Raw genomic sequence first — 13,260 nt, forward strand, 5'->3', positions numbered from 1 at the left:
AAGGATTTGCCCCATGACCATTCGCTCTGCTCCTCTCGCCGCCGCGATGCTGGCGACCCTTGGCATCCCGGCCCTCGCCCAGGAACAATCCTGCCCCGTGAAAGTCGGCATCCTGCACTCGCTGTCGGGGACGATGGCGATCTCGGAGACGACGCTCAAGGACACGATGGAGATGCTGATCGAACAGCAGAACGAGGCAGGCGGGCTCCTCGGGTGCGAGATCGAGGGAGTCGTGGTCGATCCGGCTTCCGATTGGCCGACATTTGCCGCCCGCGCGCGGGACCTGCTTACACAGGACGAAGTCGACGTGATCTTCGGTGCCTGGACCTCGGCCAGCCGCAAAGCGGTTCTGCCTGTGCTGGAAGAACTTAACGGATTGATGTTCTACCCGGTCCAGTACGAGGGTGAGGAAAGTTCCAAGAACGTCTTCTACACCGGGGCCGCGCCGAACCAGCAGGCGATTCCTGCGGCCGATTACATGCTGAACGAGCTCGGTGTCGAAAGGTTTGCGCTTCTCGGTACCGACTACGTCTATCCGCGCACGACGAACCGCATTCTCGAAGCCTATCTCAAGGACCAGGGCGTCGCTGAGGAAGACATCTTCGTCAACTATACCCCCTTCGGCCATTCCGACTGGTCCACGATCGTATCCGACGTGGTCGCCATGGGATCAACCGGACAGCAGGTTGGCGTCATCTCGACCATCAACGGCGACGCGAACGTGGGCTTCTACACCGAGCTTGCGGCCCAGAACATCGACGCCTTCGACCTGCCAGTCATCGCATTTTCCGTGGGCGAGGAAGAGCTCTCCGGACTGGATACGGAACCGCTTGTCGGGCACCTCGCTGCGTGGAACTACTTCCAGTCCGCGGATAGCGACCTCAACGACGAATGGGTGGCGAACTGGAAGGCACGGATGGGCGAGGATGCCGTGACCAACGATCCGATGGAAGCCCATTACATCGGCTTCAACATGTGGGTGCAGGCGGTTGAGGAAGCGGGCACCACCGACGTGGATGCCGTGCGCGATGCGATGTACGGCCAGACCGTACCGAATCTCACCGGCGGCACGGCCGAGATGCTGCCGAACCATCATCTCACGAAGCCAGTCCTCATCGGCGAGATCACCGAGGATGGCCAGTTCGACATCCTCGAGCAGACGGAAGAGGTGCCCGGCGACGCCTGGACCGATTATCTGCCGGACTCGGCCGTGCTGACCTCCGACTGGCCGGGGCTCGAATGCGGAATGTACAACACCGAGACCGAAACCTGCGTTCAGATCCAGTCGAACTACTGACGCAATCGGCGGGGCACGGAATGCCCCGCCGCCTTTCCGGGACCTCAGCAATGCGCCATCTAAGACGGTTCCTCGCCGTCCTGACCCTTGCCGTGCTGCCGCTCGGCGCGCCTGCGCAGGATGCGGGCATCGAGGCCGTCCTCGATGCACAAGGCGACCTGATCGAAGAAAGCTCGCGCCGCACGATCGAGCCGGCGATCGCCGCGCTCACGGAAAGCGGGCTGCCGCAGGCACGCGAGGTCCTGCGCCGCTGGCAGGAACGCGAACTCTATCGCCGGATATCCGACGGCGAATTCTTCTTCGCTCAAGAAGCTGGCGACGACACGTTGGCGCTTACCGTCATCGCCACGGGAGAAAGCGCAGGAGAGGGATCCGAGGACGACTTCACCGAGATTCGGCCGAATGCCGGAATCCGCGCAATGATCCAGTCGGCCCTCGCCCAGTTCAGACTTCAGGACGAGGATATTACGCTCAGACGGCGCGCGGTCGAATCCATCGCCCGGAGCCCCGAGCCAGAGCATCTCGCTATGCTGCGAAACGTCATCCCGGCCGAGCCCGACTGGGGCCTCAAGGCGCGCATGGAGCGGCTCGAACGGCTCCTCACGGTACAGTTCGGCGAAACGGATGCAGAGCGCATCGAGGCCATCGAGAGCTTCGGGGCGGATACCGCGCGCGAAGTGCGCGCGGCGCTCACGCCGGTCGTCGCTACCCGCCGCATGGCTTCAGCCGACGGGCCGGCGGAGGGCGACAACGTCGCACGCAACCTTGTTCCCGGTTCTGCCGATCTGTCGGTCGAGGAGGCTTACGGGCTGCTCGTCTCGCGCGGGCTGGCTCCCGAACGGATCGACCGCGCAGCCCGTCGCGACGCGCTCGTCGCCAATATTGTCGACGGACAGGTGGGTGGCGTGCCGGTCGCAGCGCTCGACACCCAGGAGGCGCGCGATGACGCCTATGCCGCGCTCGCAGCCGAAGGCATCGTGCCAGCCACCGCGCTCGAATCGGAAATCGAGGAGATCGTGGATGCGCATGCCTTCTACGACGTCTACACCGAACCGTCGCCCCAAGTCACCGAAGCGGCTCAGGATGCGATCGACGGCATCGCCTTCTCGCTCGAGGCGCAGCAATATGTCGACCTCGGTCTGGATGCGCTGAGCCTTGCGTCGATCTATTTCCTCGCAGCGATCGGCCTCGCGATCACGTTCGGGGTCATGGGCGTCATCAACATGGCCCATGGCGAGTTCATCATGCTCGGGGCCTTTACCGGCTGGCTTGTCCAGACGGTTGTACCCAACTACACGATCTCGCTCATCGTCGCGCTTCCGCTGGCCTTCGCGGTCGCCTTCACGGCAGGCGTCGCGTTGGAGCGGCTCGTGATCCGGCACCTCTATCACCGCCCGCTGGAGACGCTGCTTGCCACCTTCGGCATATCCATCGCGATCCAACAGCTCGTGAAGAACGTCTTCGGTGCGCAGGCAAAGCCGCTGACGCCGCCCGACTGGCTGGCCGGTTCGTTGGTCATCAACGACATCATCGGGATCAGCTATCTCAGGATCGGGATCTTCGGGATGGCACTCGTTTTCCTGGGTCTTCTCCTGTTCGTGCTGAACCGGACGCGGCTGGGTCTCGAAGTCCGCGCGGTCACGCAGAACCCCCGCATGGCGGCGTCGATGGGGATCAATCCCGGGCGGATCAACATGCTGACCTTCGGGCTCGGCTCCGGCATCGCGGGGATCGCCGGTGTCGCGATCGGCATGTTCGCGCAGGTGACGTCCGAGATCGGGCAGAACTACATCGTTCAGAGTTTCATGACAGTGGTGATCGGCGGCGTCGGCAATATCTGGGGCACGCTGGCGGGTGCCTCGCTGATCGGCCTCCTGCAAAAGGGGATCGAGGATTTCAATCCCTCGAACACGCTTGCCGCACAGACCTACATGATCCTCTTCGTCATCCTGTTCATCCAGTTCCGACCGAAGGGCATCGTTGCGCCCAAGGGTCGTGCCGCGGGGGATTGAGCGCAATGTTCCTGAGACGCCATCCCCATCTGCTCGTCTTCCTGAGCCTGCTTGCCCTCTTCACGCTTGGCGTGACGGTGCTGTCCGAAGCGATGGGCACCGGGGCACTGACAACCTCCTTCACCAAGATCCTCGGTCAGACGCTTTGCCTCTGCCTGATCGCGATCGCGATGGATCTCGTCTGGGGCTTCGCGGGCATCCTGAGCCTGGGGCATTTCGCTTTCTTCGGGCTCGGGGGCTACATGATCGGCATGTGGCTGATGTACGAGCGCACACGGCTGATCGTCGAACCCGCGCTTCTGGCGCAGGCCCTGCCCCCCACGGTCGGAGAGGTACAGGACGCCATCGCGGCGCAGATCTTCGGCGTCGTCGGCGCGTCGGAGCTTCCGGCGATCTGGACCTTCGCGGGATCGCTTCCCGCGCAATTGGCACTCGTCGTTCTGGTGCCGGGGCTGCTCGCGCTGGTCTTCGGTTGGCTCGCCTTCCGCAGCCGGGTGACGGGCGTGTATCTATCGATCCTGACGCAGGCGATGACGCTGGCGCTCTCCCTCTATCTTTTTCAGAATGAAAGCGGGCTGCGTGGGAATAACGGCCTGTCGGGTTTGCAGAACATCCCCCATGCGGGCGGCGTTTCCCAGGCCTGGATCACGCTCTGGTTCGTCTGGGGGTCGGCGCTGGCGCTCGCGATAGGCTACATCCTCGCGACCTGTATCGTCTCGGGGAAGTTCGGGTCGGTCATCCGGGGCATCCGCGACGACGAGGCGCGGGTACGGTTCCTGGGCTACCCGGTCGAAACCTACAAACTCTTCGTCTTCACCCTGTCGGCGGTGATGGCGGGGATCGCGGGCGCGCTCTACTACCCGCAGGCGGGCATCATCAATCCGGCCGAACTCGCCCCTATCGCGTCGATCTATCTGGCGGTCTGGGTCGCCATCGGAGGACGCGGGCGACTCTGGGGCGCGGTCCTCGGTGCCGCGAGCGTCAGTCTGTTGTCGAACTGGTTCTCGGGTGGCGGAGCGCCCGATGTGACGATCCTTGGCTACACCATCGCCTGGGTATCTTGGTGGCAGGTCATGCTGGGCATAGGCTTTGTCCTCGTGACCATTTTCGCACCGAAGGGTCTTTCCGGCCTTGTCGATCTCGTGCTCGCGCGGCGCAATCCCGACCGGCACGGAGCGGCGGTCGGACGCGACGAAAGCGCGCTCCGCGATGCGGAGGAGGCACGATGAGCACGCTTCTCGAAGTTTCCGGCGTGTCGAAAACCTTCGACGGGTTCAAGGCGATCAACAACCTTTCCTTCGTCATCGGTCAGGCCGAGCTGCGCGCGGTGATCGGGCCCAACGGTGCAGGCAAGACGACGTTCATGGACATCGTCACGGGCAAGACGCGGCCCGATGAAGGCACGGTCCGCTGGGGCGATCTCGGAACCTCCCTCACCCGCATGTCGGAGGCGCGGATCGCACGTGAGGGGATCGGCCGCAAGTTCCAGCGCCCAACCGTCTTCGAAGATCAAAGCGTCGAGGAAAACCTCGTCATGGCGCTCAGCAATCCTCGCGGACCGTTCTCAGCCCTCTTCTACCGACGCAGCGACGCGGATATGGACCGCGTGCGCGGGCTTGCCGCGCAGATCGGACTGAAGGCACACCTTTCCCGCCGCGCGGGCGAACTCAGCCACGGTCAGAAGCAGTGGCTCGAGATCGGAATGCTTCTGGCGCAGGAACCGCGCTTGCTGCTCGTTGACGAACCTGCCGCCGGCATGACGCTGGAAGAACGCGAACACACGACCGACATTCTGAAAGAGGCCGCCAAGACACGCGCGGTCGTCGTGGTCGAGCATGACATGGATTTCGTTCGCCGGCTCGACTGCCGGGTGACGGTCCTGCACGAGGGGTCGGTGCTGGCCGAGGGCAGCATCGACCACGTCACGCGCGATCCACGCGTCATCGATGTCTATCTGGGACGTTGAACATGCTTCGGATCCGCGACCTGACGCTGCATTACGGACAAAGCCAGATCCTCCACGGCATCGACCTTGACGCCGCGCCGGGCGAGATCACCTGCGTCATGGGGACCAACGGCGTCGGCAAGACGAGCCTGCTCAAGGCGATCGCGGGGACCCATCCGCGGTCCGGCGGGACGGTCGCGCTCGATAACGAGACGCTCGACCGAGCAACGGCCTTCGAGATGGCCCGCCGCGGCGTGGGCTACGTCCCGCAGGGTCGTGATATCTTCCCGCTCCTGACCGTGCGGGAGAATCTCGAAACGGGGTATGCCTGCCTGCCGCGCGGCGAACGGAATGTCGCAAATGAGATCTATGACCTCTTCCCGGTCCTTAAGAAGATGGCGGGCCGTCGCGGCGGTGATCTGTCCGGGGGGCAGCAACAGCAGCTCGCGATCGCGCGGGCGCTGGTTATCCGGCCGCGCGTCCTACTCCTCGACGAGCCGACGGAGGGCATTCAACCCAACATCATCCAGCAGATCGGCCGTGTGATCTCGCATCTCAAGGATGAGGGGCTCGCCATCGTGCTTGTCGAGCAATATTTCGATTTCGCTTTCGACCTCGCTGATCGGATCGTGGTCATGGATCGCGGTCACGTAGTCCATTCGGCCCCGAAGTCCGAGGCGGATCGGCAGCGGATTACGGATCTCATGTCGGTCTAGCAGTTCTGAAGGGTTTCCGCTGTATACGGTCTCTTCTCTTTCGGGCGGGACGTCACGGCGCGGGGGATTTTTCCGCCGGACAGCCAACGGCTCAGATCTTCGGGTGCGGGGAACTATCGTCGGCATCGACGTCAGCGAGACGTATCTCACCGTGCGCGTGCACCATTCCGGGGATCGGTTCCGGGTCCGCAATGGCGCGGCCGGATTGCAAGAGGTACGAGATCGCTGTCTAGCTTCCATCGCCAGCTTGGTCGTGATGGAAGCAAAGGGACGTTATCACCGGGCCACACACACCTGCCTGCACGAAGCGGGCATTCCGGTTGCGATCATTGATGCGTACCGGACCAAATGGTTCGCCGATATCTTCGGACGAGTTGCCAAGACGGACATGATCGATGCGAAGATACTGGCGAAGTTCGCAGCCATTTTGGATCCCGTACCGACGGAGCTACTAATTTTGACTATGACATGAATCACGGAGATCATCGTCGCCCGGCGACAGGTAGTCGGGGAACGCCAAGCGATGGAGAACATACGCGCATGCAAAACTGGATCTTGTAAGAAATCGGCATAACGAGCAGGTCGCGGTTTGTGGAAGGCATCGCAAAGCCTTCAAGGCGAGCCTTTCAGGTTTATTCGATCTGAAAGGACGATCGAACGGCGCTATTACATCCTGGCTTCGATCGCCGCTATCGGACCGACCACGGCTGCGGCGCTACTCTGGAAGAGGAAGGAGCTCAGAGTACGAACGCGGAGGGGTCACCGCTTCAGCAGAAATTGAACCGATGAACCGGGATTCCGGAATGATGCGAGGTCGGAAGATAATCCGCAGTGGCCGAAATCGCCGTCCGGAGCAAACTCTACATAGGGCAGTAGTCACGTTAATTAAAACCAGGACCTCGCGACCTTCTACAACCGACTGCGCGAGGCCGGAAAGCCGTTCAAGGTCACGATCACCGCGGCAATGCGGAAGCTGCTGCTTCGCGCCAACACTCATCCTAAAGAAGACCGAGTCTGGTCGCCCACGCCACCTTGATCAGCCGTTCGCTCCACCGTGCCGGAAGGTCAGGATTGCGGCTCGAAGCTATCACCGAGCGTTCTCCTTAGTGGCGTTCCCTGCTCCGCTGGTTCGCCACGTCAATGCAATTTGTCGCAAAATTGGTCAGACTGCGAAAACCACACAACTTGCACTCGGCATCACCGAAAGCACCATGCTTGACCCCGCCCGATTGCTCGAACGCATTACCGGCAGCTGGAAATAGCCGCCCCCTGCCGTCCGCCACATCCTGCGTTTTGATCCAGTCTCCATTGGAGCTCTTGAACAGCCGTATCTTCGTCCGTTTCTGATCAGCCAGGGTCTCGGCTGTATGGAGCGCTGAGCACCGGTTCCACTGACGCCGATCATCAGTACCCTCATGGGCTCGCGATACTGCAGTCGCCCAAGCGGCGTACGCTCTCCCGTCGCTCAGGGCGGCCAATGCGGCCAATGCGGCCAATGCGGCCAATGCGGGGTGAGGTAGTCGTCTGCATCCCTCCCATTCAGGCAAATAGAGAGGTTTGGTGCTCACTCCGCTTTGTGCCGGGCCGGGTCCTGAATGTCTCAGCGATAATACCCATTCCGGTCGTCGCCGATTTGGGCGCGTCGAAGCCTGGTACGCCATCTTCGATCCGCCCGATCTACCGGTCGGTCAGACCCGACCGGACGAGATCAGAAGGAAAATATTCGTCCGAGGAGAACCCAGGCATCTTGATCAGCCCGGTTTTTCCCACCCCTTCGATCTGGGCCTCGGCGACCGTGCGGGGTCCCCCAATGACCTGACCGATGGCGCGCATCGACGCATGGACGAAAAGGCCGCCCCCCAGACGGACGCCGAGCGCGCCCAGATCGGCAAGAAGGTCAGCTTGAATATAGGAAGTCGCGGCCATGCCTTCGATTAAAATCGTTTCGGCAAGGTCGCATCAGGCAGAATGGCTTCAAAGCGGCCGTCCGCAGAATTCTACTGAATGACCGCGGCAACGAGATGGACCCAGCGTTCGTCGTCTTGCCTCACGGCGGCTGGACCACAGATTAGGAGAATGTCTTCTTACCGCCTGCCCGAAGAGTTCGAGACCCAGAACTATTATCTACGGCGCCCAGACGTCGAAGATGCGGCTGCAATCTTCGCCGCCTATTCTTCCGATGCGACGGTCACGAAGTATCTTACGTGGTTGCCGCACCAAAACGTCTCACAGACCGTCGCTCATCTCGAAGCCAGCAACGCAGATTGGGACCAAGGGAAGCGATACGCTTTCCTCGCTTTCCACCGTGATCGCCGTGAGGTGCCGTTGGGAATGTTCGATGCCAGACCGGCAGGCTTCGCCGTAAGCTATGGGTATGTACTGCGCGCATCGGCATGGGGCCAGGGATGCGCATCGGAGATCATGCGGCGGTTGGTAGGCCACGCCCTATCCCACCGATCGGTCTTCCGGGCTGAGGCCTTCTGCGATGTCGAGAACACGGCGTCTGCGCGCGTCCTTGAAAAGGCAGGAATGTCACGGGAAGGGCTCTTACGTCGCTACCTCGTCCATCCAAACCTCTCAGATGAGCCGCGCGACTGTCTCGTATACTCGAGGGTCCGATGAGGGCTTGAAGCAGACTTGCGCCAGCGAGACGGACCGGACCTGCCGCGGGATTTTTATCCAGTCGCGACCGGGGCCCGGTAGGTGTTTACGCCGTTCAGCGCAGGGTTAGCAATCGCCCGACGCGCGCAGCTTTTATTTTTCGCAGCGGGGCGGGCGATTGCGGGGGGCAGCGCCCACGCGTAGCCAACCGGGGTCCGGTAGTCCAAAGCCGACTGCGGGCGCACGGTTTGTAGTCGGCAGTCCAGGCCGCGATGACGGCACGGGCGTGAGCCAGGTTCCGGAACATGGTCTCATTGGAGCAATTCATCCCGCATCCGAACGTTGACACTCTCTACGGAACCGTGTCTCGCATGGGCTTTCCTGGCGTGATGTAGTGCCATTCGATCCGGTGCTCGGAGCACCATCGCAGGACCGCATTACTGGTCAGGTCAGTCCCGTTGTCACTGACAATCATGCCGGGTTTGCCGCGGCGCTCGATCAAGGCCGACAGTTCACGGGCGACGCGACGTCCTGATATCGAGGTGTCAGGGATCGCCGCGAGACATTCACGGATGACATCGTCGACCACGTTGAGCACCCGAAGCGCTGGCCGTTGGCGAGCTGGTCATGAACGAAATCCAGCGACCAGCGCGCATTGGGCCGCGCCTCGACCAGGATCGGTACTGGCCTGCCCCTATCGGGTGGTCCGGTTTCAGTCTTAGTGCATGATGGGTTTCCGTGCCAAGGCGGATGCCTGCGGCGGGGCTGATCTCCGCCCGGGCGCCGGCCAGTGGACAGCCTCCGGCGCCGGCGGTCGGTAGCCCAGCGACGAATGGGGCCTAACCGTGTTGTAGTGGATCCGCCATGCCTCGATCACGGCGCGAGCCTCCGCCAGCGAGTAGAAGATCTCGCCATTGAGCAGCTCGTCACGGAGCTTCGAGTTGAAGCTCTCGCAGTAGCCGTTCTCCCATGGGCTGCCGGGCTCAATGAACGCCGTCTTCGCACCCACTGCGTCGATCCAGCCCTGCACCGCCTTGGCGATGAACTCTGGCCCGTTGTCCGATCGGACGTGGCCGGGCACTGCCCGAAGGATGAACAGGTCGGTCAGGACATCGATCACGGCGGTCGAGTTCAGCTTCCGGTCGACCCTGATGGCACTCGCCATCGTCCTCGGACCGATGGCGGACAATGGCTCGTAACTCCCGTGTGAACTCATCGACGACGTTGAGCATGCGGAACTTCCTACCGTCATGCGTCCGGCTCTCGACGAAGTCGTAGGACCAGACGTGGTTCGGCCGCTCTGGTCGGAGGCGGATGCATGACCCGTCATTCAGCCAGAGCCGCCCCTTCTTAGGTTGCTTTTGTGGCACTTTCAGACCCTCCCGCCGCCACTCGCCATCGTCCTTGGACCGATGGCGGACAATGGCTCGTTGCTCGACGCGTTTCACGTTCACGGCCCAGCCGGCGTCTCGCGAGCCATGGCCGCGATCCGACGATAGCCGTAACGCCCATAATGGCTGGCCAGCGCGACGATGTCCGCGGTCAGCGCCTCCTCGTCGGCCCGCCCGTGCGGTGCCTTCCGCTGGGTCGATCGATGCTGCCCCAGAACGCGACAGGCAAGACGTTCGGAGATCCGGAACTTCCGTCTGACGTGATCGACGCATGCTCGGCGGCGGGCGGGGCTTAGAAGTTTCACTACGCGGACCTTCGGTTCCCGAGGCCGCCTCCCGCAGGATCAGCTTCTCGAGCGTCAAATCCGACACGGCCTTCCGCAGGCGTTCGTTCTCTTTCTCCAGCTCTTTCAAGCGCTTCACCTGGTCGGCCTTCAGCCCACCAAACTCCTTGCGCCAGCGGTAATACGTAAACTGTGTCACACCGATGGATCGCACCGCCTCGGCCACCGATCGGCCCTGCGATACCAGCACGTCGACCTGCCTTAGCTTCGCAACGATCTCCTCAGGCTTATGTCTCTTCTGTCCCATTCCTTGTCCTCCATACGGCTCGAAAGCATACTCCAGGGAGGACCACTTTTCAGGGGGCAGACCAGCAGCGGCACACACGCGGTCGCCCCAAGCGCACGTGAACCGGGCAAAGCGGTTATTCATTTCACCATTCCGCGGGGGGGTTCCTGCCTGTTGTATCGAACGATGAGTAGGGACCGGTCAGCTTCGTAGCCTTGCGTACCGCATTTCATAATGTAAGGGAGAGCGGCATGCCGGCTTTCTGAGAACGAGTAACCGGCGACTTTTGATATAGCGAAGTGCAAAGCATTCATCAGTTCGATGAACCCTGCCTTTTTATCTTCGAAAGGCGAGATCCGCGTCGGGCCGCGGCCAGCCTCCGGCCTACTGGCACCGTGTATCAACTTGGCCCGGTATGTCGTCTGTGTCCCTTCTTTACCAGAGCGGCAACCGAACTCTCCTGTGCAGTCCGGCGCCTCTATGGGCAGCCGCGTCGACTTGCCGTAGCTAGTCCCGGAACTTTCGCCGCGATGCGTCAGTAGATCAAGACAGGAGACGGTATGGTACAGGAGATGGACCTTATCGCGCGCATCCGCTCGCGTTCGGTTGACCTCACGCAATCCGAAGAGCGGCTTGTGGCCGAACTGATCCGCGCCCCGCGCGACGTGGCGCTGCTCTCTGCCGCCGCCTATGCCGAACGCGCGGGCTTGCACGAGGCCACGTGTTCACGTCTGGCTCGCAAGCTTGGATACGCCAGCTACGCCGACTTTCGCCGCGCCTTGCAGCAGTCCTATCTTGGCGGTGACCCGGCAACGCGGATGGCCAGTACGCTTGCCGAGGCGGGAGAGGATCCACTGCGCCATCTGATCGCGCAGGAGGTCGCCTCGCTCGATCGACTGACAGACCATGTTTCCGCCGTACAGATCAGGACCGCCGCCGCCCTGCTGGACGGGCGTCGAGTGTTTCTGTTCGCCCAAGGCAACGCCAGCGCACTCGCGCTTCAGGCTGAGCGACGGCTCCGGAGAATGGGCATGGACGTGCGGATTCTTTCCGGCAGCGCGCGCGATCTGGCCGAAGGGGCACTTGGGATCGCCGAAGGCGACGCGGTTATGTGTTTTGCCTTTCGTCGCCAGCCCCCGGGTTATGCAGTGCTGATCGAACGCGCGGCTGCCGTGCGTGCCCGCAGTCTGGTGATCGCGGACGAGGTTGGCCCGATGCTGCGCCCGCTTCCCGAGGTGATGCTTGCGGCACCGCGTACCGGCGTTTCAGATGGCTTCCAGACCCTCGGCGTGCCTATGGTGGTTCTTAATGCATTGATCCTTGCCCTAGGACAGAGTGGCGCGGCGCTCGGCACGCTTTCAGAACTTGGGTCACTTATCGCACGCTTCGAGGCGGACAAGTCTCCAAAAAGCTGAAAATACTATTGCAAGAAAACTTGCACGTCATAAACCTGTTGCAAGTTTGATGTACAAGAAGCCTGTACCCTACAGCCGCTTCGAGGTTTCCCATGCGCCGCATCATTCCGACCTTCATCGGTCTTACAGTCACCGTTCTTGCCCTGCCCGCCGCCGCACAGGAACTGGACAGCCTTTCCGCCGCCGAGCTTCTTGCGCAGGCCCAGGCTGAGGGCAGCGTAACAGTCTACTCATTCACCAGCCGCATTGGCCGGGTCGAGGAGGCATTCGAGGCCGCGTATCCCGGTATCGACATGATCGGGTACGACCTCTCCTCGACCGAACAGATAGCGCGCCTGAAGGCCGAGGTCGCCGCTGGCCAGACGGTCGCCGACGTCATCTACGTATCTGACACGCCGGTGGTCACGACCGAGCTTCTGGACGCCGGCCTGATCGCGCCCCACGTGCCGCCCCGGATTGCAGACTTGGTACCGGATCAGTTCCGTTCGCCGCTTCTCGCGCAGCGTCTGTCGACCAAAGTTCTCATGTTCAACGGGGAAAGCTACCCCGATGGAGCGCCGGTCGACAGCCTGTGGGACCTGACGCGCCCCGAATGGACGGGCAAGGTGGTCATGGTCGACCCGCTGCAACGCGGAGACTACCTCGACCTGATGACCGAGGTGGTCCTGCGCTCGGACGAGATGGCCGAAGCTTACGAGACCGAGTTCGGCAAGCCGATCGAGATCGAGTCCGGACTGAACAACGCGGGCGAACAATTCATCGCCGATCTCTTTGCCAATGATCTGGTGCTTGTCGGGTCGACCGATGACGTGAACGCAGCCGTGGGCGCGACGGGTCAGGAGGCTGCGCCGCTCGGCTTCACCAGCTATTCCGACCGGCGCGACAATGCCGAGGAAGGCTGGGCGCTGCAGGTTGCCAATGATGTGGCACCGGCCAATGGCATCGTCTTCCCGGCGGTGCTGGCGCTGACCGCAGAACCACAGAACCCGGCGGCGGCCCGGATCGCCATCGACTTCCTGATGGGCGACGACAGCGAAACCGGCGGGGCGGGCTACGCGCCCTTCTACGTCGCCGGCGACTGGGCGACGCGCAGCGACATCACCCCCCATCCCGACGCGATCCCGCTGGGCGACTTCGGCGGCTGGACCATCGATGCCGAAGAAACGGCGGTGATCCGGGCCAAGGTCGCCGACCTGATCCTGGCGCTGCAGTAAGCTGAAGGCCGTAACCACGGCTAGGAGGCTGACCCGTCACAGGGTCCGCCTCCGCTTCTCCTCTGCCTGGCCTTTCCGCCCAAGAGATCGGAGACCCGG

Annotated in this window: 10 protein-coding genes and 3 pseudogenes; 9 read left to right on the plus strand and 4 right to left on the minus strand. The window is 62.4% G+C overall.

The window, feature by feature from the left end:
- Nucleotides 1-13: 13 nt before the first annotated feature.
- From urtA to RVY76_RS06650, 6 genes are all read left to right on the plus strand, one after another.
- A complete protein-coding gene (gene urtA, locus RVY76_RS06625) occupies nt 14-1,297 on the plus strand; it encodes an urea ABC transporter substrate-binding protein (protein ID WP_317376594.1) in 1,284 nt (427 codons plus the stop codon).
- Nucleotides 1,298-1,347: 50 nt separating this feature from the next.
- Nucleotides 1,348-3,309 carry an urea ABC transporter permease subunit UrtB gene (urtB, locus tag RVY76_RS06630; RefSeq protein ID WP_317376595.1) on the plus strand — a complete coding sequence of 654 codons (1,962 nt, stop codon included), beginning with the start codon at nt 1,348-1,350 and terminating at the stop codon, nt 3,307-3,309.
- Between the two features lie 5 nt (nt 3,310-3,314).
- Complete coding sequence (locus RVY76_RS06635; RefSeq protein WP_410796012.1) at nt 3,315-4,538, plus strand: ABC transporter permease subunit; 1,224 nt, start codon at nt 3,315-3,317, stop codon at nt 4,536-4,538.
- Nucleotides 4,535-5,275 (plus strand): urea ABC transporter ATP-binding protein UrtD, encoded by a 741-nt coding sequence (gene urtD / locus RVY76_RS06640; RefSeq protein WP_317376597.1) that lies wholly within the window; start codon nt 4,535-4,537, stop codon nt 5,273-5,275. Before RVY76_RS06635 ends, urtD begins: the two co-directional genes overlap by 4 nt.
- 2 nt (nt 5,276-5,277) lie before the next feature.
- Nucleotides 5,278-5,970, plus strand: coding sequence for an urea ABC transporter ATP-binding subunit UrtE (gene urtE / locus RVY76_RS06645; RefSeq protein ID WP_317376598.1), 693 nt, complete (start codon nt 5,278-5,280; stop codon nt 5,968-5,970).
- A 103-nt stretch (nt 5,971-6,073) separates the two neighbouring features.
- Complete coding sequence (locus tag RVY76_RS06650; RefSeq protein WP_317376599.1) at nt 6,074-6,442, plus strand: IS110 family transposase; 369 nt, start codon at nt 6,074-6,076, stop codon at nt 6,440-6,442.
- A gap of 631 nt (nt 6,443-7,073) precedes the next feature.
- Here RVY76_RS06650 and RVY76_RS18685 read toward each other — a convergent pair.
- Both RVY76_RS18685 and RVY76_RS18690 read right to left on the minus strand, forming a co-directional pair.
- Complete coding sequence (locus tag RVY76_RS18685) at nt 7,074-7,538, minus strand: AAC(3) family N-acetyltransferase (RefSeq protein WP_410796013.1); 465 nt, start codon at nt 7,536-7,538, stop codon at nt 7,074-7,076.
- Nucleotides 7,510-7,896: pseudogene (locus tag RVY76_RS18690) on the minus strand (AAC(3) family N-acetyltransferase). The gene RVY76_RS18685 and the pseudogene RVY76_RS18690 overlap by 29 nt, the downstream one beginning before the upstream one ends.
- A gap of 150 nt (nt 7,897-8,046) precedes the next feature.
- Here RVY76_RS18690 and RVY76_RS06660 point away from each other — a divergent pair.
- Nucleotides 8,047-8,592, plus strand: coding sequence for a GNAT family N-acetyltransferase (locus RVY76_RS06660; protein WP_317376601.1), 546 nt, complete (start codon nt 8,047-8,049; stop codon nt 8,590-8,592).
- A gap of 53 nt (nt 8,593-8,645) precedes the next feature.
- Here RVY76_RS06660 and RVY76_RS06665 read toward each other — a convergent pair.
- Nucleotides 8,646-9,258 (minus strand): annotated as a pseudogene (locus RVY76_RS06665) (integrase core domain-containing protein); the annotation flags it as partial.
- Between the two features lie 31 nt (nt 9,259-9,289).
- Nucleotides 9,290-10,553: pseudogene (locus tag RVY76_RS06670) on the minus strand (IS3 family transposase).
- Between the two features lie 539 nt (nt 10,554-11,092).
- Here RVY76_RS06670 and RVY76_RS06675 point away from each other — a divergent pair.
- Together RVY76_RS06675 and RVY76_RS06680 are read left to right on the plus strand one after the other, a co-directional pair.
- Nucleotides 11,093-11,947, plus strand: a complete 855-nt coding sequence (locus RVY76_RS06675; protein WP_317376602.1) for a MurR/RpiR family transcriptional regulator — start codon at nt 11,093-11,095, stop codon at nt 11,945-11,947.
- Between the two features lie 92 nt (nt 11,948-12,039).
- Nucleotides 12,040-13,161, plus strand: a complete 1,122-nt coding sequence (locus RVY76_RS06680; protein WP_317376603.1) for an ABC transporter substrate-binding protein — start codon at nt 12,040-12,042, stop codon at nt 13,159-13,161.
- Nucleotides 13,162-13,260: the final 99 nt, after the last annotated feature.

The sequence above is a fragment of the Palleronia sp. LCG004 genome (genome assembly GCF_032931615.1).
Lineage (GTDB): Bacteria > Pseudomonadota > Alphaproteobacteria > Rhodobacterales > Rhodobacteraceae > Palleronia.

Coding starts and splice junctions, on each gene's coding strand:
- urtA (WP_317376594.1), top strand. CDS start 14: ATGACCATTCGCTCTGCTCCTCTCGCCGCCGCGATGCTGGCGACCCTT.
- urtB (WP_317376595.1), top strand. CDS start 1,348: ATGCGCCATCTAAGACGGTTCCTCGCCGTCCTGACCCTTGCCGTGCTG.
- RVY76_RS06635 (WP_410796012.1), top strand. CDS start 3,315: ATGTTCCTGAGACGCCATCCCCATCTGCTCGTCTTCCTGAGCCTGCTT.
- urtD (WP_317376597.1), top strand. CDS start 4,535: ATGAGCACGCTTCTCGAAGTTTCCGGCGTGTCGAAAACCTTCGACGGG.
- urtE (WP_317376598.1), top strand. CDS start 5,278: ATGCTTCGGATCCGCGACCTGACGCTGCATTACGGACAAAGCCAGATC.
- RVY76_RS06660 (WP_317376601.1), top strand. CDS start 8,047: ATGTCTTCTTACCGCCTGCCCGAAGAGTTCGAGACCCAGAACTATTAT.
- RVY76_RS06675 (WP_317376602.1), top strand. CDS start 11,093: ATGGTACAGGAGATGGACCTTATCGCGCGCATCCGCTCGCGTTCGGTT.
- RVY76_RS06680 (WP_317376603.1), top strand. CDS start 12,040: ATGCGCCGCATCATTCCGACCTTCATCGGTCTTACAGTCACCGTTCTT.